23 protein-coding genes are annotated in these 19,791 nt (G+C 65.8%); 18 read left to right on the forward strand and 5 right to left on the reverse strand.

Annotation, left to right across the window (positions count from 1 at the left end):
* The first annotated feature begins 26 nt into the window (after positions 1-26).
* The gene (gene efp, locus CFB24_RS12030; RefSeq protein ID WP_088520863.1) at positions 27-596 is read left to right on the forward strand and encodes an elongation factor P; all 570 of its coding nucleotides are present in this window, start codon (positions 27-29) and stop codon (positions 594-596) included.
* A 33-nt stretch (positions 597-629) separates the two neighbouring features.
* Here efp and hslU read toward each other — a convergent pair whose 3' ends face one another.
* Positions 630-1,931, reverse strand: coding sequence for an ATP-dependent protease ATPase subunit HslU (hslU, locus tag CFB24_RS12035; protein WP_088520864.1), 1,302 nt, complete (start codon positions 1,929-1,931; stop codon positions 630-632).
* A 16-nt stretch (positions 1,932-1,947) separates the two neighbouring features.
* Positions 1,948-2,514 carry an ATP-dependent protease subunit HslV gene (hslV, locus tag CFB24_RS12040; RefSeq protein ID WP_088520865.1) on the reverse strand — a complete coding sequence of 189 codons (567 nt, stop codon included), beginning with the start codon at positions 2,512-2,514 and terminating at the stop codon, positions 1,948-1,950.
* 160 nt (positions 2,515-2,674) lie between these two features.
* On the opposite strand from hslV, the gene hisB reads away from it, so the two are divergent.
* The 9 genes from hisB (at position 2,675) to CFB24_RS12085 (ending at position 8,662) form a co-directional block, all read left to right on the forward strand.
* Positions 2,675-3,265 (forward strand): imidazoleglycerol-phosphate dehydratase HisB, encoded by a 591-nt coding sequence (hisB, locus tag CFB24_RS12045; RefSeq protein ID WP_088520866.1) that lies wholly within the window; start codon positions 2,675-2,677, stop codon positions 3,263-3,265.
* 15 nt (positions 3,266-3,280) lie between these two features.
* Positions 3,281-3,679, forward strand: coding sequence for a DUF2628 domain-containing protein (locus tag CFB24_RS12050; protein ID WP_088520867.1), 399 nt, complete (start codon positions 3,281-3,283; stop codon positions 3,677-3,679).
* Positions 3,676-4,326, forward strand: coding sequence for an imidazole glycerol phosphate synthase subunit HisH (hisH, locus tag CFB24_RS12055; protein WP_088520868.1), 651 nt, complete (start codon positions 3,676-3,678; stop codon positions 4,324-4,326). The genes CFB24_RS12050 and hisH overlap by 4 nt, the downstream gene beginning before the upstream one ends.
* Positions 4,323-5,063 (forward strand): 1-(5-phosphoribosyl)-5-[(5-phosphoribosylamino)methylideneamino]imidazole-4-carboxamide isomerase, encoded by a 741-nt coding sequence (gene hisA, locus CFB24_RS12060; protein WP_088521011.1) that lies wholly within the window; start codon positions 4,323-4,325, stop codon positions 5,061-5,063. The genes hisH and hisA overlap by 4 nt, the downstream gene beginning before the upstream one ends.
* A gap of 11 nt (positions 5,064-5,074) precedes the next feature.
* Positions 5,075-5,857 carry an imidazole glycerol phosphate synthase subunit HisF gene (gene hisF, locus CFB24_RS12065; RefSeq protein ID WP_088520869.1) on the forward strand — a complete coding sequence of 261 codons (783 nt, stop codon included), beginning with the start codon at positions 5,075-5,077 and terminating at the stop codon, positions 5,855-5,857.
* Positions 5,854-6,186: a phosphoribosyl-ATP diphosphatase gene (locus tag CFB24_RS12070; protein WP_088520870.1), complete on the forward strand. Its 333-nt coding sequence runs from the start codon at positions 5,854-5,856 to the stop codon at positions 6,184-6,186. Before hisF ends, CFB24_RS12070 begins: the two co-directional genes overlap by 4 nt.
* A gap of 31 nt (positions 6,187-6,217) precedes the next feature.
* A complete protein-coding gene (gene coaA / locus CFB24_RS12075; protein ID WP_088520871.1) occupies positions 6,218-7,192 on the forward strand; it encodes a type I pantothenate kinase in 975 nt (324 codons plus the stop codon).
* Between the two features lie 23 nt (positions 7,193-7,215).
* Positions 7,216-8,307, forward strand: a complete 1,092-nt coding sequence (gene hrcA, locus CFB24_RS12080) for a heat-inducible transcriptional repressor HrcA (protein WP_088520872.1) — start codon at positions 7,216-7,218, stop codon at positions 8,305-8,307.
* Positions 8,308-8,389: 82 nt separating this feature from the next.
* Positions 8,390-8,662: a SemiSWEET family sugar transporter gene (locus CFB24_RS12085; protein ID WP_088520873.1), complete on the forward strand. Its 273-nt coding sequence runs from the start codon at positions 8,390-8,392 to the stop codon at positions 8,660-8,662.
* Positions 8,663-8,665: 3 nt separating this feature from the next.
* Here CFB24_RS12085 and CFB24_RS12090 read toward each other — a convergent pair whose 3' ends face one another.
* Positions 8,666-9,226, reverse strand: a complete 561-nt coding sequence (locus tag CFB24_RS12090) for a L,D-transpeptidase (RefSeq protein ID WP_338064174.1) — start codon at positions 9,224-9,226, stop codon at positions 8,666-8,668.
* Positions 9,227-9,399: 173 nt separating this feature from the next.
* Between CFB24_RS12090 and mepA the strand changes: the two genes are divergently transcribed.
* Positions 9,400-10,284 carry a penicillin-insensitive murein endopeptidase gene (mepA, locus tag CFB24_RS12095; protein ID WP_338064175.1) on the forward strand — a complete coding sequence of 295 codons (885 nt, stop codon included), beginning with the start codon at positions 9,400-9,402 and terminating at the stop codon, positions 10,282-10,284.
* Between the two features lie 71 nt (positions 10,285-10,355).
* On the opposite strand, the gene acnA is transcribed toward mepA, so the two are convergent.
* A complete protein-coding gene (gene acnA, locus CFB24_RS12100) occupies positions 10,356-13,082 on the reverse strand; it encodes an aconitate hydratase AcnA (RefSeq protein WP_088520875.1) in 2,727 nt (908 codons plus the stop codon).
* 146 nt (positions 13,083-13,228) lie between these two features.
* Here acnA and ccmA point away from each other — a divergent pair, with 146 nt between their 5' ends.
* From ccmA to cmk, 7 genes are all read left to right on the forward strand, one after another.
* On the forward strand, positions 13,229-13,888 hold the full coding sequence (gene ccmA, locus CFB24_RS12105) for a heme ABC exporter ATP-binding protein CcmA (RefSeq protein ID WP_244593157.1): 660 nt from the start codon (positions 13,229-13,231) through the stop codon (positions 13,886-13,888).
* Positions 13,888-14,559, forward strand: coding sequence for a heme exporter protein CcmB (gene ccmB / locus CFB24_RS12110; protein ID WP_088521014.1), 672 nt, complete (start codon positions 13,888-13,890; stop codon positions 14,557-14,559). Before ccmA ends, ccmB begins: the two co-directional genes overlap by 1 nt.
* Before the next feature lie 61 nt (positions 14,560-14,620).
* Entirely contained in the window at positions 14,621-15,364 is a 744-nt protein-coding gene (locus tag CFB24_RS12115) for a heme ABC transporter permease (RefSeq protein WP_088520876.1), read from the forward strand.
* Positions 15,361-15,504 (forward strand): heme exporter protein CcmD, encoded by a 144-nt coding sequence (gene ccmD / locus CFB24_RS12120; RefSeq protein WP_088521015.1) that lies wholly within the window; start codon positions 15,361-15,363, stop codon positions 15,502-15,504. Before CFB24_RS12115 ends, ccmD begins: the two co-directional genes overlap by 4 nt.
* Complete coding sequence (locus tag CFB24_RS12125; RefSeq protein ID WP_244593158.1) at positions 15,501-16,100, forward strand: DsbE family thiol:disulfide interchange protein; 600 nt, start codon at positions 15,501-15,503, stop codon at positions 16,098-16,100. Before ccmD ends, CFB24_RS12125 begins: the two co-directional genes overlap by 4 nt.
* Positions 16,101-16,102: 2 nt before the next feature.
* Positions 16,103-17,446 (forward strand): 3-phosphoshikimate 1-carboxyvinyltransferase, encoded by a 1,344-nt coding sequence (gene aroA / locus CFB24_RS12130; protein WP_088520877.1) that lies wholly within the window; start codon positions 16,103-16,105, stop codon positions 17,444-17,446.
* Complete coding sequence (gene cmk, locus CFB24_RS12135; protein WP_088520878.1) at positions 17,443-18,072, forward strand: (d)CMP kinase; 630 nt, start codon at positions 17,443-17,445, stop codon at positions 18,070-18,072. Before aroA ends, cmk begins: the two co-directional genes overlap by 4 nt.
* On the opposite strand, the gene CFB24_RS12140 is transcribed toward cmk, so the two are convergent.
* Entirely contained in the window at positions 18,059-19,780 is a 1,722-nt protein-coding gene (locus CFB24_RS12140) for an ATP-binding protein (protein WP_088520879.1), read from the reverse strand. The two genes, cmk and CFB24_RS12140, sit on opposite strands and share 14 nt — an antisense overlap.
* Between the last annotated feature and the right edge of the window lie 11 nt (positions 19,781-19,791).

Genomic DNA, 19,791 nt, shown 5'->3' on the forward strand with positions numbered 1-19,791 from the left:
CCGTCGCTCGCCAAGGAAGTCGCAACGTGAGGATCATCGCCAGCAATGTCCGCAAGGGCAACATCATCGAGCACGAGGACGGCAACCTCTATGTCGTGCTGAGCGCCGAAAGCTTCTTCCCGGGCAAGGGCACGCCGACCACCCAGATCGACATGCGCCGCCTGTCCGACGGCAACAAGACCTCCGTGCGCTACAAGACCACCGAACAGGTCGAGCGCGCCCATGTCGAGGACATGAACTTCTCGTATCTGTACGCCGACGGCGACGGCTTCACCTTCATGAACGACGACAATTACGAGCAGGTCATCGTGCCGCAGGACGTGATCGGCGAGCAGTCGGCCTATCTGCAGGAAGGCATGAAGTGCATCCTGTCGATCTTCAACGGCGTCGCCGTCGCGATCCAGCTGCCGGCGCGCGTGACGCTGGAAGTGATCGAGACCGAGCCGGTGGTGAAGGGCCAGACCGCGTCGTCGTCCTACAAGCCGGCCAAGATGGACAACGGCCTGCGCGTGATGGTGCCGCCGCATATCGGCGTGGGCACCCGCATCGTCGTCCTCACCGAGGACAACACCTATGTCGAGCGCGCCAAGGACTGAGGTTGCGGCTGGGGCCGCAGCCCCAGCCTTCTTTCAAAGAATGTAGCGGCTGAGATCGACATTGGCCGCGAGATCGCCGACGCGGGCTTCGACATAGGCCCCGTCCACCGTCACGGTCTGGCCGGAATTGTCGCTGGCCGAAAAGCTGACGTCGTCGAGCACGCGCTCCAGCACCGTCTGCAACCGGCGGGCGCCGATGTTCTCCACGCTGGAATTGACCTGAACGGCGATCCGCGCCAGCGCGTCGATGGCGTCGTCGGTGAATTCGAGATTGACCCCCTCGGTCTCCATCAAGGCGCGGTATTGCTTGACCAGACTGGCCTCGGGCTGGGTCAGGATGCGCTTGAAATCGTCTTCGTCGAGCGAGGACAATTCGACGCGGATCGGCAGGCGGCCCTGCAATTCCGGCAGCAGGTCGGACGGCTTGGCCACATGGAAGGCGCCGGAGGCGATGAACAGGACGTGGTCGGTCTTGACCGCGCCATGCTTGGTCGCCACCGTGGTGCCCTCGATCAGCGGCAGCAGGTCGCGCTGCACGCCCTCGCGCGAGACGTCGGCGCCGCGGCCGTCGCGGGCGCAAATCTTGTCGATCTCATCCAGGAAAACGATGCCGCTGTTCTCGACCTCGCGCAAAGCGGTGCGCACGATCTGCTCGTGGTCGAGCAGTTTCTCGCTTTCCTCCGCCTGCAGCGGCGCATAGGCGTCCTTGACCTTCATGCGCTGCTTTTTCGGCTGAGCCGTCTTGCCAAAGATATCGCCGAGGTTGATCGCGCCGACGGACGCGCCCGGCAGGTTGGGCAGATCGAACATCGGCAGGCCCGGATTGGACGCCGGCGTCAGCTCGATTTCGATGTCCTTGTCCTCCATCTCGCCGTCGCGCAGTTTTTTCCGGAACGCGTCGCGAGTGGCGGAACTGGCGTTGGCGCCGACCAGCGCGGCGAGGATGCGGTCCTCGGCGGCGAGCTGCGCGCGCGCGGCGACGTCGCGCCGCTTGCCCTCCTTGACCAGCGAAATGCCGATCTCCACGAGATCGCGCACGATCTGCTCGACGTCGCGGCCGACATAGCCGACCTCTGTGAATTTGGTGGCCTCGACCTTGAGGAACGGCGCATTGGCCAGCCGCGCCAGCCGGCGCGCGATTTCGGTCTTGCCGCAGCCGGTCGGGCCGATCATCAGAATGTTCTTCGGCAGCACCTCTTCGCGCATGATGCCTTCGAGCTGCAGCCGCCGCCAGCGGTTGCGCAGGGCGATCGCCACGGCGCGCTTGGCGTCCTTCTGGCCGACGATGAAACGGTCGAGTTCGGAAACGATCTCGCGGGGGGATAATTCGGACATGGCTTCGTCCTGTCGGTCAGAGCGAATCGAGGCTTTCGACCACGAGATTGGTGTTGGTGTAAACGCAAATGTCGGCGGCGATCAGCAGGGCGCGGCGCGCGATGGTTTCCGCGTCGAGATCGGTGTCGAGCAGCGCCCGCCCGGCGGCCAGCGCGTAATTGCCGCCCGAGCCGATGCCCGCCACGAAGCCGCCGTCCTGCGGCTCCGGCTCCAGCACGTCGCCGGCGCCGGTCAGCACCAGCGCGCTGGTCTTGTCGGCCACCAGCATCATGGCTTCGAGCTTGCGCAAATAGCGGTCGGTGCGCCAGTCCTTGGCCAGTTCGACGCAGGCGCGCAGCAATTGTCCGGCATATTGCTCAAGCTTGGCCTCAAGCCGCTCGCACAGGGTGAAGGCGTCCGCCGTGGCGCCGGCGAAGCCGATGATCACCTGGCCCTTGCCGAGCCGGCGCACTTTTCGGGCGTTGCCCTTGATGATGGTCTGGCCCAGACTGACCTGCCCGTCGCCGGCGATCACCGTCTTTCCGTTCTTGCGCACCATGACGATGGTGGTGGCGTGCATCGAGGAGGAAGTGTCGTCCGCCATGGGCTCTCCATTGCGGCGCCAAGGGGACTTCCGTTGTCTGGGCCGCGCTTTCCCCTGCGCATCTATTGCGCGGGAACAAGGCTTGCAAGCCCTGTCCAACACAGTGGCGCCCGCGCCGTCCATTTGCTAAAGAGAAATTTCCGCTGGAGCTGGAGTCCCAATGACGCGACAAGCTGAAATCACGCGCAAAACCAAGGAAACGGAGATTTCCGTGCGGATTTGCGTGGACGGAGCCGGCTTGAGCGCGATTTCGACCGGCGTCGGCTTCTTCGACCACATGCTCGACCAGCTCGCCCGCCATTCGCTGATGGATCTCGAAATCTCGGCCAAGGGCGACCTGCATATCGACCAGCATCACACCGTCGAGGACGTCGGCATCGCGCTGGGCCAGGCGTTGCGCAAGGCGCTGGGCGAATTGCGCGGCATCGTCCGCTACGCCGACGCGCTGATTCCCATGGACGAGACGCTGACGCGCGTGGCGCTGGACATTTCGGGACGCCCGTTCCTGGTGTTCAAGACCGCGTTCGGCGCCGCCAAGATCGGCGAATTCGACACCGAACTGGTGCGCGAGTTCTTCCAGGCTTTCGCCCTGAACGCCGGAATCACCCTGCACATCGAGACGCTTTACGGCGTCAACAACCACCATATCGCCGAATCCTGCTTCAAGGGCGTCGCGCGGGCGATCGGCCGGGCGGTTGCCATTGACGCGCGGCAGGCCGATAAAATTCCCTCGACGAAGGGAGCGCTCTGAACGAGCGAAACGCCATTGTTTCTGTATTCCGTTTTCCAGCCGGCGGGCGCGCGAGAAAGCGCCGCCGAAGGCGCGGTTTTCGTCCGCCAGGGTTTCGACCGCCTGGCCTTCCTGCTGACCCCGGTCTGGGCGATCCGGCATCGCCTGTGGCGCATGTTGGGCCTGTGGGCGCTGTGGGCGGTGGTTGTCGCAGCCCTCGCCGCCGCGCTGCGGCTCGACGGCGCCGTGGCGACGCTGGTTTACACCCTGGGCGCGCTGGGCTTCGGCCTGGAGGCCGACCGGGCCCGCGAGGAGGCGCTGGCGCGGAAAGGCCTGCTGTTGCAGGGCCTGAGCCTTGGCGAAACCGCCGGCGACGCCGAACGTATCTATTTCGATCGATTTCTCAACATGAACGCGCAGGAGCAGCGGCCGTGAGCGTCGCCATTATCGATTATGGCTCGGGCAACCTTCATTCGGCCCTCAAGGCGTTCGAACGCGCCGCCCGCGAATCCGGGCTCGACAACGCCATTCGCGTGGTCCGCGATCCCGACGCGCTGCGTTCGGCCGACCGCGTCGTGCTGCCCGGCGTCGGCGCTTTCGCGGATTGCCGGCGCGGCCTGCTGGCGACCGACGGCATGTTCGAGGCGCTCACCGAATGCGTGCAAAAGCGCGCGACGCCGTTTCTCGGCATTTGCGTCGGCATGCAATTGCTGGCCGACCGGGGGCTGGAGCATGGCGTCACCCCCGGCCTCGGCTGGATCGGCGGCGAGGTCGCCCCGATCGAGCCGAACAACCCGGCGCTGAAAATTCCGCATATGGGCTGGAACAGTTTGACGCCCAACGGCGATCATCCCTTGCTCGCTGACATTCCGACCGGCGAAGCCGGCCTGCACGCCTATTTCGTGCATTCCTATTATTTCCGCGCCAAAGATCCCGCGCATGTGCTGGCCACCACCGATTACGGCGAGCCCCTGACCGCCATGATCGGGCGCGACAATATCGTCGGCCTGCAATTCCATCCTGAAAAGAGCCAGACCATGGGTCTGCGGCTGATTTCCAATTTCCTGAGGTGGCGCCCGTGATTCTGTTTCCGGCAATCGATCTGAAGGGCGGCCAGTGCGTGCGCCTGATCCATGGCGACATGACGCAGGCCACCGTGTTCAACGACGACCCCGCCGCGCAAGCCGAGCGTTTCGAACAGCAGGGCTTTGAATATCTCCATGTCGTCGATCTCGACGGCGCCTTCGCCGGAAAGCCGATGAACGGCGATGCGGTCGACGCCATTCTGGCGCGGCTGAAGAAAATGCCGGTCCAGCTCGGCGGCGGCATCCGCGACATGCGCACGGTCGATGGCTGGCTGAACAAGGGCGTCGCCCGCGTCATCATCGGCACCGCCGCCGTGCGAGACCCTGCTTTCGTGCGCGAGGCCTCGCGGCTGCACCCCGGCCAGATCGCGGTGGGCGTGGACGCCCGCGACGGCCTGGTCGCCGTGGACGGCTGGGCCAAGTCCTCGGAGCTGACCGCCGTCGAACTGGGCAAACGGTTCGAGGACGCCGGCGTCGCCGCCATCATCTACACCGACATTTCGCGTGACGGCGTGCTGAAGGGTTTGAACATCGAGGCCACGCTGGCTTTGGCCGAGGCGCTGAAAATTCCGGTGATCGCCTCGGGCGGCCTCGCCTCGATCGCCGACATCGAGCGGCTGCTGCAGCCCGATTGCGCCAAACTCGCCGGCGCCATCACCGGACGCGCGCTCTACGACGGCCGGCTCGACCCGCAGCAGGCGCTCGACCTGATCAAATCCCGCAAGGTCGCATAAGGAGAGGCGCAGTGCTCAAGGCCCGTGTCATCCCCTGCCTCGACGTCAAGGACGGACGCGTGGTCAAGGGGGTCAATTTCGTCGATCTGCGCGACGCCGGCGATCCCGTCGAATGCGCCGTCGCCTATGACGCCGCCGGCGCCGACGAATTGTGCTTCCTCGACATCACCGCCAGCCATGAGGAGCGCGGCGTGCTGCTCGACGTGGTCCGCCGCACCGCGGAGGCCTGCTTCATGCCGCTGACCGTCGGCGGCGGCGTCCGCACCATCGACGACATCCGCAACCTGCTGCTGGCCGGCGCCGACAAGGCTTCCATCATGACGGCGGCGGTTCACAACCGCGATTTCGTCCGCCAGGGCGCGGAAAAATTCGGCAGCCAGTGCATTGTCGTCGCCATCGACGCCAAGCAGGTCGGCCCCGGCAAATGGGAAATTTTCACGCACGGCGGCCGCCGCCCCACCGGCATTGACGCCGTGGCCTATGCGCAGGAAGTGACCGCGCTCGGCGCCGGCGAAATCCTGTTGACCTCGATGGACCGCGACGGCGCGAAATCGGGCTTCGACCTTGAGCTGACCCGCACCATCGCCGACGCCGTGTCCATTCCGGTGATCGCCTCCGGCGGCGTCGGCACGCTCGACCATCTGGTCGAAGGCATCCGCCAGGGTCACGCCAGCGCGGTGCTCGCCGCCTCGATCTTCCATTTCGGCGAATTCACCATCGGCGAGGCCAAGTCTTATATGGCGAAGGCCGGCCTGCCGATGCGGCTCGATCCTCAAACCCAGACCGCCTCATGACCAAAGATTTCACTCTCGACGACCTCGCCGCGCTGATCGCCAGCCGCTCCCAGTCTTCCGCCGATAAATCCTACACAAAATCGCTGCTCGAGGCCGGCGTGACCCGCGTCGCCAAGAAATTCGGCGAGGAAGCCGTAGAAGCGGTGATCGCCGCCGTCGCGCGCGACAAGGTCGGGCTCAAGATGGAGGCCGCCGATGTGCTGTATCATCTATTGGTCTTGCTTCAAGACGGCGGCGTTCCGTTGCAGGATGTGATCCAGGAACTCGCCCGTCGCACCCAGCAATCGGGCCACCAGGAAAAGGCCTCCCGCGCCAGCCAGGGAGCGTGAACGTCGGAGACGGAGAATGGGCGTGGTCCAGATGGTCAGAGACATCCGCGCGGAAGCGCCGGTAGAACCGCGTCCCAGCCTTTCTCCCTTCCGCCGGTTCACCCGCCAGGAATGGGCCGGCCTGCGCGCCGACACGCCGATGACGCTGACCATCGACGACCTCAACCGGCTGCAGTCGATCAACGACCCCATTTCGATGGACGAGGTGGTGGCGATCTATCTGCCGCTGTCGCGCCTGCTGGCGCTCTATGTCGCGGCGACGCAAGGCCTGTTCAAGGCCACCCAGCGCTTTCTCGGCGCCGAGGGCAAGGTGCCGTATATTATCGGGGTCGCCGGCTCGGTCGCCGTGGGCAAATCGACCACCGCGCGCGTGCTGCAGGCGCTGCTGTCGCGCTGGCCCAACACCCCGAAAGTGGATTTGATCACCACCGACGGCTTCCTGCTGCCCAATTCCCAGCTCAAGCGGCGGCGCCTGATGGACCGCAAGGGGTTCCCGGAAAGCTACGACACCGCCCGGCTGCTGCGCTTCCTGTCGTCGGTCAAGGCCGGCGAAAGCCATGTCGAGGCGCCCGTCTATTCGCATCTGACCTATGACATCGTGCCCGACGAGGTGATTTCTGTCGACCGGCCGGACATTCTGATCGTCGAGGGCGTTAACGTTCTGCTGCCGAGCCGTCCGCCGCGCGACGGCAAGGAAACGCCGTTCATCTCGGATTTCTTCGATTTCTCCGTCTATCTGCATTCGGATGAAACCCTGCTGAAGAAATGGTACATTCAGCGCTTCATGCGGCTGCGCTCGACCATGTTCCGCGATCCCCGTTCCTATTTCACGCGTTATTCCGACATCAGCGACGAGGAGGCGGAGGCCATCGCCGTGGACATCTGGAACCGCATAAACTTGCGGAATCTGCACGAAAACATCTTGCCGACGCGGGCGCGGGCGAGCTTGATTCTGACCAAGGGGCCCAGCCACCGTATCGAAGAGGTTGCGCTCCGAAAACTTTGAGCCCCGCGAATTGAAGGATTCGGATGTCGGCAGGTTCAGATTTCCCCCTATCCAGTCCCGGCGCCCTGTCGCGATTGAACGAGCGGTCGCGCGAAATTTTCCGCAACATCGTCGAAGTCTATCTGGCCAATGGCGAGCCGGTCGGCTCCCGGCAATTGTCGCGCATCCTGCCGATGACGCTGTCGGCCGCCTCCATCCGCAACGTCATGCAGGATCTGGAAAGCCTGGGGCTGATCTTTTCGCCCCACACCAGCGCGGGGCGGCTGCCGACCGAACTCGGCCTGCGCTTTTTCGTCGATTCGCTGCTGCAGATCGGCGACCTCACCGACGCCGACCGCGTCCAGATCGAGGCGCAAATCCACACGGCCTCGCGCGCGCGCAGCATTGACGAGGCGCTGGCGGAAGCCGGCAGCCTGCTGTCGGGCCTTTCGCGCGGCGCCGCGGTGGTGCTGACCTCCAAGGAGAACAACCGGCTCAAGCAGATCGAATTTGTCCGGCTGGAGCCGGACAAGGCGTTGGCGATCCTGGTGTCCGAGGACGGCTCGGTGGAAAACCGGGTGCTGCCGGTGCCGCCGGATCTGCCGCAATCGGCGCTGGTCGAAGCGGCCAATTATCTCAACGCCCGGGTCAAGGGCCGCACCCTCGCCCAGGTGCGCGGCGAGATCGAAACCTCGCGCGCCGCGGCCCAGTCCGAGCTCGATACGCTCACCGCCAAGCTGGTCGCGGTCGGCCTCGCCATCTGGGCCGGGCCGACGACGGGCGCGGCGCAAAACCTCATCGTGCGCGGCCAGGCCAACCTGCTCGAAGACGTCAGCGCCATGGCCGACATCGAGCGCATCAAACTGTTGTTCGACGATCTCGAAACCAAGAGCGACGTGATCGACCTGCTGGCGCGCGCCGAGGACGGCGAGGGCGTGCGCATTTTCATCGGCTCGGAGAACAAGCTGTTCTCGCTGTCGGGGTCGTCGATGGTCGCGGCGCCCTTCCATGATTCCCAGCGCCGGATCGTCGGCGTTCTCGGCGTCATCGGCCCGACCCGGCTCAATTACGCCCGCGTCGTGCCCATGGTCGATTACACCGCGCGGGTGATCGCCCGTCTGTTCGGCGGCCCCTAGCTGCTCTTGCCGCGCCGCGCGGGGAGGGTTATCGCAAGACACAGGCGCGGCGAAGCCGCCTCATCGACCCAGGGAGCGGCTTGTGGATCTGGTCACGGAAATCGTCGGCTTCAGCGCGGGCACCCTGACCACGCTGTGCTGGACCCCGCAAGCCGTCAAGATCCTGCGCAGCCGGGACGCCCGCTCGATTTCGCTGCTGACGCAGATCGTCTTCGTCACCGGCTGCAGCCTGTGGCTGGCTTACGGCGTGCTGATCCAGTCGATGTCCATCGTGATCTTCAACATCATCACGGTGCTGCTCAACCTGCTGATCATCGGACTGAAATTGCGCTACGACCGCCCGGCCTCCGACTGATCCTCACTCCGGGATGACGGTGGTGAAGATGCGCTGGATCCGCTCGTTATGGCGCGGCGCATAGCCGAGCGCGGTATTGGCGCGCGGGCGGTGATGCGCGACCTTCACCACGCGATGGCCGGCATGGGCGAAATGACGGACGGGCGCGTCGCCATGAATGTGGATCTCCGCGCCTTCCGCGCGCACCAGCGCGAACAGCGTGGCGGCGTTGGCGGGGGAAATGCGGATGCAGCCATGCGAGGCCGGACGGCCCAAAGCGCGGACGGCGTAGGTGCCGTGAATGGCGTAGCCGCCATTGAAGAAAATCGAATGAGGCATCGGCGAATTGTGATATTTCTTCGACCGGTGCATCGTCTGAAGGCTGGTGGGATGGTACGTGCCGCGCGGCGTGACATAGCCGGAGCGCGCCGAGGAAATGGGCCAGGAATAGGTCGCGCCTGTGTCGGAGGCGACGGTCATGCGCTGAGAGGACAAATCCACGGAAATGTCGACTCGGGCCTGCGCCGCCATCGGCGCGACGACCAGCGCTGCAATCAGCGCCACCAGACGAAGGAAAAACCTCACGACAGCCCCCTCGGACTTGAAAATTCACCGACGAAGAGGATCGCAGCATGAGCTTTGCCGGTAAAGTTCTAATTGATGTAAAGGTTTACGAATTGATTTCGCAGGCTCTTGCAAGGGCAAACCCTCTGTCTTTCTTGCGTATTTGCCGGTTGGCGCTGCTGGGGGCCGCGCCTTTGCTTGCGGCCTCGCCCGGCGTTGCGCAGGAAGTCGGTTCGGTGGACCCCAAGCCGCTGCCGCCGCTCGCCCGCCCCGACGATCCCGGCACCCCGGCCAAGGAATTGTTCGGAAGGGCCACCGAACCCGCCGACCTTTCCGCGCGGGCCATCGGGTTTTACTCGCGCGGCTGCCTGGCGGGCGCGAAGGCGCTGCCGGTCAATGGCGAGACGTGGCAGGTGATGCGGATTTCACGCAACCGCTTCTGGGGCCATCCCAATCTGATCCGCTTCCTCGAAAGCCTGTCGGCGCGGGCGCCGGAGGAGGCGGGCTGGCCCGGCATTCTCGTCGGCGACATGTCGCAGCCGCGCGGCGGCCCAATGATCACCGGACATGCGTCGCATCAAATCGGCCTCGACGCCGACATCTGGCTGACGCCGATGCCCGACCGCAATCTCAGCCGGCGCGAGCGCGAGGAAATGTCGGCGACGAACATGGTCCGTCCCGATGGCCTGGAGGTCGACAGGTCCGTCTGGGGGCCGGGGCAACTGGCGATCATCCGGGCGGCGGCGCGCGATCCCGCGGTGGAGCGCATTTTCGTCAACGCCGCCATCAAGAAGGCTTTGTGCCGCGAGGCGAACGGCGACCGCTCCTGGCTGAACAAGGTGCGCCCCTATTACGGGCACAATTACCATTTTCACGTCCGCATCGCCTGCCCCGACGGCGCGGATCTCTGCAAGGATCAGGATCCCGTCCCGCCCGGCGAGGGCTGCGACGAATCGCTGGCCTATTGGTTCCGGCCCGGGGTGTTGCATCCCCGGCCCAACCCCAACGCCAAGCCGCGGCCGCCGCTGACCCTGTCGTCGCTGCCGACGGAATGCCGGCAGGTGCTGATCTCCGACTGACATCGCGCCGCGCGCATGAAAAAGCCGCCGGACGAGGCCTCGTCCGGCGGCTTTGCTTTACACTTGCGAAATCACGCCACGGCGAGCTGGCGCAGCACGTAGTGCAGGATGCCGCCGTTCTTGTAATACTCGATTTCGTCGAGGGTCAGGATGCGGTTGTTCAGCATGACCTTCTTCACCGCGCCGTCGGCATAGGTGATTTCCGCCTCAAGCTTTTGCCGCGGCTGAAGTTCGGTGAGGCCCAGGATGGAGACGGTTTCGTCGCCCTTGAGGCCGAGCGACTTCCAGGTCACGCCATCCTCGAAGGTCAAGGGCAGCACGCCCATGCCGACCAGGTTGGAGCGGTGGATGCGCTCGAAGCTTTCCGCGATCACCGCGCGGACGCCCAGAAGATTGGTGCCCTTCGCCGCCCAGTCGCGCGAGGAGCCGTTGCCATATTCGACGCCGGCGAACACCACCAGCGGCGTCTTCGACTTGGCGTATTTCATCGCGGCGTCGTAGATAGGCATGACCTCGCCGCCGGGGAAGAATTTGGTATTGCCGCCTTCGGGCACGGCGCCGTCTTCGCCGGCCAGCATGAAGTTCTTGATGCGGATATTGGCGAAGGTGCCGCGCATCATCACTTCATGATTGCCGCGCCGGGTGCCGTACTGGTTGAAGTCCTCCGGCTTGACCTTGTTGGCCTGCAGATACTTGCCGGCGGGCGAGGCCGCCTTGATCGAACCGGCCGGGGAAATATGGTCGGTGGTGATCTTGTCGCCGAACAAAGCGAGGATGCGCGCGCCCTCGATGTCCTTGACCGGCTTCGGCTCCATGGCGATGCCCTTGAAATAGGGCGGGTTCTGCACATAGGTCGACTTGTTGTCCCAGACATAGGTCTGGCTCTGCGGCGCCTTGACCTTGCGCCAGTTGGCGTCGCCCTTGAACACGTCGGCGTATTTCGCCTTGAACAGCGACTTGGTGACGTTCTTGCGGACGAACTCCTGGATTTCCTTGGAGGTCGGCCAGATGTCGCGCAGGAACACCGGCTCGCCCTTCTTGGTGTGGCCGAGCGGCTCCTTGGTCAGATCCTTCTGCACCGAACCGGCCAGCGCATAGGCGACGACCAGCGGCGGCGAGGCCAGATAGTTCGCCTGCACGTCCGGAGAGACGCGGCCCTCAAAATTGCGGTTGCCCGAGAGCACGGCGGCGGCGACCACGCCATTGGCGTTGATCGACTTGGAGATCTTTTCCGGCAGCGGGCCGGAATTGCCGATGCAGGTGGTGCAGCCGAAGCCGACCAGGTTGAAGCCGAGCTTGTCGAGCGACTTCTGCAGGCCCGCCTTGGCGAGATATTCGGCGACCACCTGCGATCCCGGCGCCAGCGACGTCTTCACCCACGGCTTGACGGTCAGGCCGAGCGCGACGGCGTTGCGCGCCAGCAGGCCGGCGGCGATCAGCACGCTGGGATTGGACGTGTTGGTGCAGGAGGTGATGGCGGCGATCACCACATCGCCATGGCCGATGTCGAAATTCTCGCCCTCGACCTTGTAGCGCTCGGCGAGCGAGGCGGCCTTCTTGTACTCGGTCTCCATGGCGGCGGAGAAGCCGGGCGCGATGCTGTCGAGCGCGATGCGGCCTTCCGGGCGCTTCGGGCCGGCGAGCGAGGGCACGACGGACGCGAGATCGAGCTCCAGCGTGTCGGAGAACACCGGCTCGCCCGAGGCGCGGGTGCGGAACAGGCCCTGGGCGCGGGCGTATTTTTCGACCAGCTGCACGCGGGCCGGCTTGCGGCCGGTCTTGTCGAGATAATCGATGGTTTCGGCGTCGATCGGGAAGAAGCCGCAGGTCGCGCCATATTCCGGGCCCATATTGGCGATGGTGGCGCGATCCGCCAGCGACAGGTTTTCGAGGCCGGGGCCGAAGAATTCGACGAACTTGCCGACCACGCCTTTTTTACGCAGCATCTGCGTGACGGTCAGCACGAGGTCGGTGGCGGTGACGCCTTCCTTCAGCTTGCCGATCAGCTTGAAGCCGATCACTTCGGGCAGCAGCATGGATTGCGGCTGGCCCAGCATGGCGGCTTCCGCCTCGATGCCGCCGACGCCCCAGCCCAGCACCGACAGGCCGTTGACCATGGTGGTGTGCGAATCGGTGCCGACCACGGTGTCGGGATAGGCGACCTCGACATTCACGGCCTTGCCGCGCGCCGGCTGGTATTTTTCCTTACGGGTCCAGACGGTCTGGGCGAGATATTCCGTATTGACCTGATGGCAGATGCCGGTGCCCGGAGGCACGACGGAGAAGTTCGAGAACGCGCCCTGGCCCCATTTCAAAAACGTGTAGCGCTCGCCGTTGCGGGAATATTCGAGATCGACGTTTTGCTTCAGCGCGCTCTTGGTGCCGAAATTGTCGACGATCACGGAATGGTCGATGACGAGATCGACCGGCACCAGCGGATTGATCTTTTCGGGATCGCCGCCAAGCGCCTCGATGCCGTCGCGCATGGCGGCGAGATCGACCACGGCGGGCACGCCGGTGAAATCCTGCATCAGCACGCGCGCCGGGCGGAAGGCGATTTCCTTCTCGACCTTGCCCTTGTTGGCGAGCCATTCGGCGACGCCGAGAATGTCGTCCCTGGTGACGGAGCGGCCGTCCTCATGGCGCAGAAGATTTTCCAGCAGAACCTTCATCGAATACGGCAGCTTGGAAATGCCTTCGAGACCGTTCTTCTCCGCCGCCTTAAGCGAATAGTAATGATAGGTTTTCGCGCCAACCTTGAGGGTCTTGCGGCATTTGAAGCTGTCGAGAGATGCCATCGCTGCGGGGTCCCGATAAAGAGGGATAAAGATGATCGAGAAGGCTTATAGATAAATCGGCTTGACCGCGCTACACAAACAAAAGTTGCGGGTGACCTGGGTGAAACAGGGCGCGCGCGGCCTGCGCCAGAGAGGAATTCGCCTCGTTGACTCAATCAGTTGCACTTACCTCTCTGATCGCGCGCGGCGTTGGCGTCGATCGCGGCGGACGCGCCATCGTCAAGAATATCTCGTTCGATTTGCAGGCGGGCGGCGCTCTGGTGGCGCTCGGACGCAACGGCGCCGGCAAATCGACTCTGTTGCGCGCCATCGCCGGTTTCCTGCCGTTCAGCGGCGGCGAACTAATTCACGAGGGCGAGGCGTCGGAAGCGCCGCTGCCGGAATTGTGCCACTATGTCGGCCATGCCGACGGCCTGAAATCGGCGCTGACGGCGGTGGAAAATCTGGCGTTCTGGTCGCGCATGCTGTCGGGGACCGCGACCGGCGCCAGCGTGTCGCCGCTGGAAGCCCTGCAACAGGTCGGCCTCAAGCGCCTCGCGGATTTTCCCGTCGCCTATCTGTCGGCCGGACAAAAGCGCCGCGTCGCGCTGGCGCGGCTGTTCGTGGCGCCGCGCCCGTTATGGATTCTCGACGAACCGGCGACCGCGCTCGACGTCGCCTCGCAACAGGTTCTCGCCGAAGCTTTCGCGCGCCATCGCGCCGGCGGCGGCATGATCATCGCCGCGACTCACGCGCCGCTCGGACTGGTGGACGCCGCCGTGCTCGAATTGAGCGCCACCGCCGCCGGCGCCCTTGGAAACGCATGATGCAATCTTCTCTCTCCGCATTGTTCTGGCGCGAGCTTCGCATCGCGCGCTCCGTCGGCGGCGGCGGCGCGATGGGGCTGGTGTTCTTCCTCATCCTCGTCAGCCTCACGCCGTTCGCCATCGGCCCGGACCTCAACCTGCTGTCGCGCATCGGCCCGGCGATTCTGTGGATCGCCGCGCTGCTGGCGACGCTGCTCGGCCTCGACCGGCTGTTCCAGGCCGACGCCGACGACGGCTCGCTCGATCTGCTGCTCACCGCTTCCACGCCGCTGGAATTGATCGTCGTGGTCAAATGCGCCGCGCATTGGATCGCCACCGCGCTGCCGCTGATCCTGGCGTCGCCGCTGCTCGGCCTGACGCTGGCGATGGAGCCGGCCTCGCTCGGCGGCATCGCGCTGTCGCTGCTCGCGGGCACGCCGGCGCTGACCATGCTCGGCGCCATTGGCGCGGCGCTGACCGCCGGCCTGCGGCGCGGCGGCTTGCTGATGGCGGTGCTGATCCTGCCGCTGGCCACGCCCGTGCTGATCTTCGGCGTCTCCGGCGCGGCGGCGGCCAGCGGCGGAACCGTGCCGTTCCACATTCCCATGCTGATCCTGTGCGGCCTGTCGCTGGCCGCGCTGGCCGGAGCGCCGTTTGCGGCTGCGGCGGCGTTACGCGCCCGCGACGCCTAGACAGAGATTGCTTTTGTCAACGCGCCCGCCTAATCAATCGCCTGTTATCGATAGGTCCGCGATGCTCAAATACGCCAATCCGACCCATTTCCTCGCGCTGGCCGCAAGGCTGATTCCCTGGCTCGCCGCGACGACGGCGCTGCTGCTGATCGCCGGGCTTTATCTGACGTTCTTCGTCGCGCCCGACGACTACCAGCAGGGATCGTCGGTCAAGATCATGTATCTGCACGTGCCCTCGGCCTGGCTGGCGATGATGTGCTACGTCATCATGACCTCGGCGGCGCTCGGCACCATCGTCTGGCGCCACCCGCTCGCCGACGCCGCGCAAAAGGCCGCCGCCCCGCTCGGCGCGGCCTTCACCCTGCTGTGCCTGGTGACGGGTTCGCTGTGGGGCAAGCCGATGTGGGGGACGTGGTGGGTGTGGGACGCGCGCCTGACCTCGGTGCTCGTGCTGTTCCTGATCTATCTCGGCCTGATCGGCCTGTGGCGGACGATCGAGGAGCCGGCGCAAGCCGCCCGCGCCGCCGCGATCCTGACGCTGGTCGGCGTGGTCAACATCCCCATCATCAAATTCTCGGTGGATTGGTGGAACACGCTGCACCAGCCGGCCTCGGTGTTCAAGCTCGGCGGCCCCGCCATCGCCGGCTCGATGCTGTGGCCCTTGCTGATCATGGCGGTGGGATTCACTTTTCTATTTTTCACCCTGCATCTCATGGCGATCCGCAATGAAATCCTGCGCCGCAGGCTGCGCCGCCTGAGCATTGACGCGGCCCATGCCGAGGAACAAGCGGAGGCGACGGCGTGAAGGACTATTCCGGCTTCATTTTCGCCGCCTATGCGTTCGCGGCGATTGTCGTCGGCGCGATGATCGTGAAGATCGTCGCCGACTATCGCGACCTCAAGCGCAAACTCGCCCGATTCGACGGCCGGGAGATCAAGCCGTGACCGAAACGCCCAAAAAAATCGAACAACCTAAAAAAGGCGGCGTGCTGGCCGCCCTGCCCCTGGTCGGCTTCGTCCTGCTCGCCGGCCTGTTTCTCTACATGTTCCAGATGCGAGAGGGCCGCGACGCCTCGGTGTTGCCCTCGCCGCTGATCGGGCGGCCGGCGCCGGCCTTCACGCTTGAGGCCTTGCCGGGCAGCGGCAAGCCCGGCCTGTCCGACGCCGATCTGCGCCAGGGCCACACCACGGTCGTCAATCTGTTCGCGTCCTGGTGCGGCCCCTGCCGCGTCGAGCATCCCAGCCTGCGGCTGCTGCTGGAAGACCCGATGTTGAAGATCAACGACGTCCGCCTCGTCGGAATCGCCTACAAGGACGAACCGGCCAACGCCTTGAAATTCCTGTCGACCGAAGGCGACCCCTATGCGGCCATCGGCATGGACCTCAAGGGCCGCGCCGCCATCGACTGGGGCCTGACCGGCGTGCCCGAAACCTTTGTCGTCCGCGGCGACGGCACCATCGCCTACAAATACACCGGCCCGATGACGGAACAGGCTTTGCGCGAAAAAGTGCTGCCTGAAATCGAGAAGACCCTGCGCTGACCATGTCCCACGCCCTCCCGCCGAAACCGCTGACCGCCCGCGCCTGCGGCCCGTTGCAAGGGCGCGTCCGCCCGCCGGGCGACAAGAGCATTTCCCACCGCGCCTTCCTGCTCGGCCTGCTCTCGGCCGGGGAGACGCGGATTTCCGGTCTGCTCGAAGGCGAGGACGTGCTGAACACCGGCCGCGCCTGCGCCCAGCTCGGCGCCAGGGTGGAGCGCGTCGGCGACGGCCAATGGACCGTGCGCGGCGTCGGCCTGGGCGCCCTGCTGGCGCCCGCCGAGACGCTGGATTTCGGCAACGCCGGCACGGGCTCGCGGCTGATGATGGGCGTTGTCGGCGGCCACGGGATCACCGCGCGCTTTGACGGCGACGCCTCGCTGCGCAAGCGGCCGATGCGCCGCATTCTCGATCCGCTGGCGCTGATGGGCGCCGAGGTTCTGGAGCAGGGGGAAGGCGGCCGCTGCCCGATCCTGCTCAAGGGAACGCCCGATCCCGCCCCCATTGAATATCGCACGCCGGTCGCCTCGGCGCAGATCAAGTCGGCGGTGCTGCTGGCGGGCCTGAACGCGCTGGGCCGCACGACGGTCATCGAGACCGAGGCCAGCCGCGATCACACCGAAAAGATGCTGGCCTATTTCGGCGCGACGCTCACTTCGGAACCGTTCGGCGAACATGGCCGCAAGATCGCGCTGGAAGGCCGCCCCGAATTGACGCCGAAGCCGATCGCCGTTCCGGCCGACCCGTCCTCCGCCGCCTTTCTGATCGCCGCCGCTTTGCTGGTCGAGGGCTCCGACGTGGTGGTCGAAGGCGTGATGACCAATCCGCTGCGCAACGGTTTCGTCGCCACGCTCAAGGAGATGGGCGCGGATATCGAAGTGCTCGAAACCCGCGAGGAAGGCGGCGAGCAGGTCGCCGACCTGCGCGTGCGCCATAGCGCGCTGACCGGCGTCGTCGTGCCGGCGGATCGCGCCCCCGCGATGATCGACGAATATATCATTCTGGCCGTGGTCGCCGCCTTCGCCAAGGGCGTGACCCACATGAACGGCTTGCAGGAATTGCGGGTCAAGGAATCCGACCGGCTCGCCGCCACGGCGGCCGGCCTGCGCGCCAATGGCGTCGCCGTGGTCATTGAAGGCGACGATCTCATCGTCGAGGGGGGCGCCGGCGCCTGCCCCGGCGGCGGTCTGGTCGAAACCCATCTCGACCATCGCCTCGCCATGAGCTTCCTGGTCATGGGCCTCGCCGCGCAAAAGCCGGTGAGCGTTGACGACGAAACCATGATCGCCACCTCTTTTCCCACATTCAAGCCGTTGCTCGCGCAGCTCGGCGCGGACTGCTTCTCATGATTATTGCGCTCGACGGCCCCGCCGCCTCCGGCAAGGGCACCCTGGCCCGCAAGCTGGCCGCCCATTACGGCCTGCCGCATCTCGACACCGGCCTGCTCTATCGCGCCACCGCCCGCACCCTGATGGACGGGGACGCGCGGCTCGACGACGTGGCCAAGGCGGTGGCCGCCGCGCGCGGGCTGGCGCTGACCGATTTCGAGGAGGACCGCCTGCGCGGCCGCGAAATGGGCGAGGCCGCCTCGGTGGTCGCCGCCATTCCCGAGGTGCGCGCCGCGCTGATCGACATGCAGCGCGCCTTCGCGCAACGGCCGCAGGGCGCCGTGCTGGATGGACGCGACATCGGCACGGTGATCGCGCCCCATGCCACGGTGAAAATCTTCGTCACCGCCAGCGCCGAGGCGCGCGCCCAGCGCCGCGCGCTGGAATTGCGCGGGCGCGGCGAAGCCGTGGATTATCACGCCATTCTCGACGACATCAAAAAACGCGACGCCCGCGACAGCGCCCGCGCGGATGCGCCGTTGAAGCCGGCCCCCGACGCGAAAATCCTGGACACCACGGATTTGAACGTCGAAGGCGCGCTGGCGGCGGCGCTGGCGATCACCGAAGCGGCGATCATCCGGGCCTGACCGGCTCGACCTCGTTGAGCGTCTGCACCAGCGCCGTCAGATCGACCGGCTTGGTGAGAAACGCCTGCATGCCCGCGCGCAGCGCGGCCTCGCGGTCGTCGTCGAACGCATTGGCGGTCAAAGCGACGATCGGAACCGGCGCGCGCCCCCGCGCCTGCTCGTTCGCGCGAATGGCGCGGGCCGCCGACAAGCCGTCGAGCTGCGGCATGCGCAAATCCATCAGAATCGCCGTGAACGGGGCGCTGCCCTCGGCGAAACTTTGCTCGGCGAGCCGAACGGCTTCGGCGCCGTCGCGCGCCCGCGCCACCGTCGCGCCGAGCTTGCCCAGCTGCCGCTCGACCAGCAGGGCGTTGACGTCATTGTCCTCCGCCAGCAGCACGCGGCGTCCCGTGAGGTCGGGCGCGGGCCGGTCGGCGCGTTCCGGGCTTTGCGCCGCATCCTTGCGGCTGGTGCAGTAGAACAGTTTGGCGCCGACCGATTCCAGCCGCACCGGCTTGACCAGCCAGCCGTCGAAGGCGTTCAGCATGGCCTCGCCGAACGCCCGCCGCTCGAACGGCGAGAACAGCAGCACGCTCTTGCAGCGCGGGAAGCTGCGGGCGAGCTGCGCCAGACCGCCAATGGCCTGTTCGCCCAGAGAGCAATCGACCAGCATAAAGTCGGGCGCGAACAACGCCTCCGCCTCCAGCCGCGCCGCCGCCTCGGCCTTGTCGCGCGCCACCTGCGCATGGGCGCCGGAATCGGTCAGGCGCCGGGCGAGATAATCGCATCCGAACGGCGCGTCGCCGACAATGACAATACGCCGCCCGGCCAGACGCGGCTCGCTCTCGCGCGCAGACGCCGCGACGCCCGGCAGGGGAATTTCGAAACAGAACTGCGAGCCGCCCGGCCCCGAGCTTTCAAGCCAGAGCTTGCCGCCCATATGCTCGACGATGCGGCGGGAAATGGCCAGGCCCAGCCCGGTGCCTTCGTGGCGGCGGGTGGCGGAGCCGTCGCCCTGCTCGAAATCGTGAAAAATCGCGCGCCGCCGCGATTCGGCGATGCCCGCGCCGGTGTCGAACACCGAAAAACGCACCCGGCCCTCGCCCGCCGGCGCCACCTCGACCGCGACGCCGCCGGCGTCGGTGAATTTCACGGCGTTGCCGATGAGATTGATGAGAACCTGCCGCAAGCGCCCGGAATCGCCGACCGCCAGCCGGGGCAAATCCTTGGCGACGAAGCTGCAAATCTCCAGACCCTTGCCCTGCGCGCGCGGCGACAGCAGCTCCACCGCGCCCTCGATCAGCGCGGGCAGATCGAACTCGGTCGGGTTCAGTTCGAGCTTGCCCGCCTCCAGCCGCGAAAAATCGAGGATTTCATTGATGAGCGACGACAAAGCGTCGCCCGAGGCGCGGATGGCGGCGAGATACGACCCCTGCTCGGCGTTCAGCGGCGTGGCCGCCAGCAATTCGGCCAGACCGAGAATGCCGTTGAGCGGCGTCCTGAACTCATGGCTGACGGTGGCCAAAAACCGCGACTTGGCCTCGCTCGCCGCTTCGGCCTTTTCGCGCGCCGCCGCCGCCGACTTCAATTCCCAGATTTCGTCCTGGCTGGTTTCGAGCCGCTGCTCCGCATCCGCAAGGCGAAAGGCGAGCCGCCGCAGCTCGCGCGCCAAATAAACGGCGACGCAGGCCAGGGCGAGGAAGATGATGAGCGCGGTCAGGGCAACCATGGGCTTCGCCA

The sequence above is a fragment of the Rhodoblastus acidophilus genome, from assembly GCF_900187365.1.
In the GTDB taxonomy this organism is placed as follows: domain Bacteria; phylum Pseudomonadota; class Alphaproteobacteria; order Rhizobiales; family Beijerinckiaceae; genus Rhodoblastus; species Rhodoblastus acidophilus.

Excerpts from the sequence above, each read along its gene's own strand:
- CFB24_RS12115 (WP_088520876.1), top strand. The coding sequence starts at position 14,621 with ATGCTCAAATACGCCAATCCGACCCATTTCCTCGCGCTGGCCGCAAGG.
- cmk (WP_088520878.1), top strand. The coding sequence starts at position 17,443 with ATGATTATTGCGCTCGACGGCCCCGCCGCCTCCGGCAAGGGCACCCTG.
- hisB (WP_088520866.1), top strand. The coding sequence starts at position 2,675 with ATGACGCGACAAGCTGAAATCACGCGCAAAACCAAGGAAACGGAGATT.
- coaA (WP_088520871.1), top strand. The coding sequence starts at position 6,218 with ATGGTCAGAGACATCCGCGCGGAAGCGCCGGTAGAACCGCGTCCCAGC.
- CFB24_RS12140 (WP_088520879.1), bottom strand. The coding sequence starts at position 19,780 with ATGGTTGCCCTGACCGCGCTCATCATCTTCCTCGCCCTGGCCTGCGTC.
- hslU (WP_088520864.1), bottom strand. The coding sequence starts at position 1,931 with ATGTCCGAATTATCCCCCCGCGAGATCGTTTCCGAACTCGACCGTTTC.
- acnA (WP_088520875.1), bottom strand. The coding sequence starts at position 13,082 with ATGGCATCTCTCGACAGCTTCAAATGCCGCAAGACCCTCAAGGTTGGC.
- hslV (WP_088520865.1), bottom strand. The coding sequence starts at position 2,514 with ATGGCGGACGACACTTCCTCCTCGATGCACGCCACCACCATCGTCATG.
- aroA (WP_088520877.1), top strand. The coding sequence starts at position 16,103 with ATGTCCCACGCCCTCCCGCCGAAACCGCTGACCGCCCGCGCCTGCGGC.
- ccmB (WP_088521014.1), top strand. The coding sequence starts at position 13,888 with ATGCAATCTTCTCTCTCCGCATTGTTCTGGCGCGAGCTTCGCATCGCG.
- CFB24_RS12070 (WP_088520870.1), top strand. The coding sequence starts at position 5,854 with ATGACCAAAGATTTCACTCTCGACGACCTCGCCGCGCTGATCGCCAGC.
- hrcA (WP_088520872.1), top strand. The coding sequence starts at position 7,216 with ATGTCGGCAGGTTCAGATTTCCCCCTATCCAGTCCCGGCGCCCTGTCG.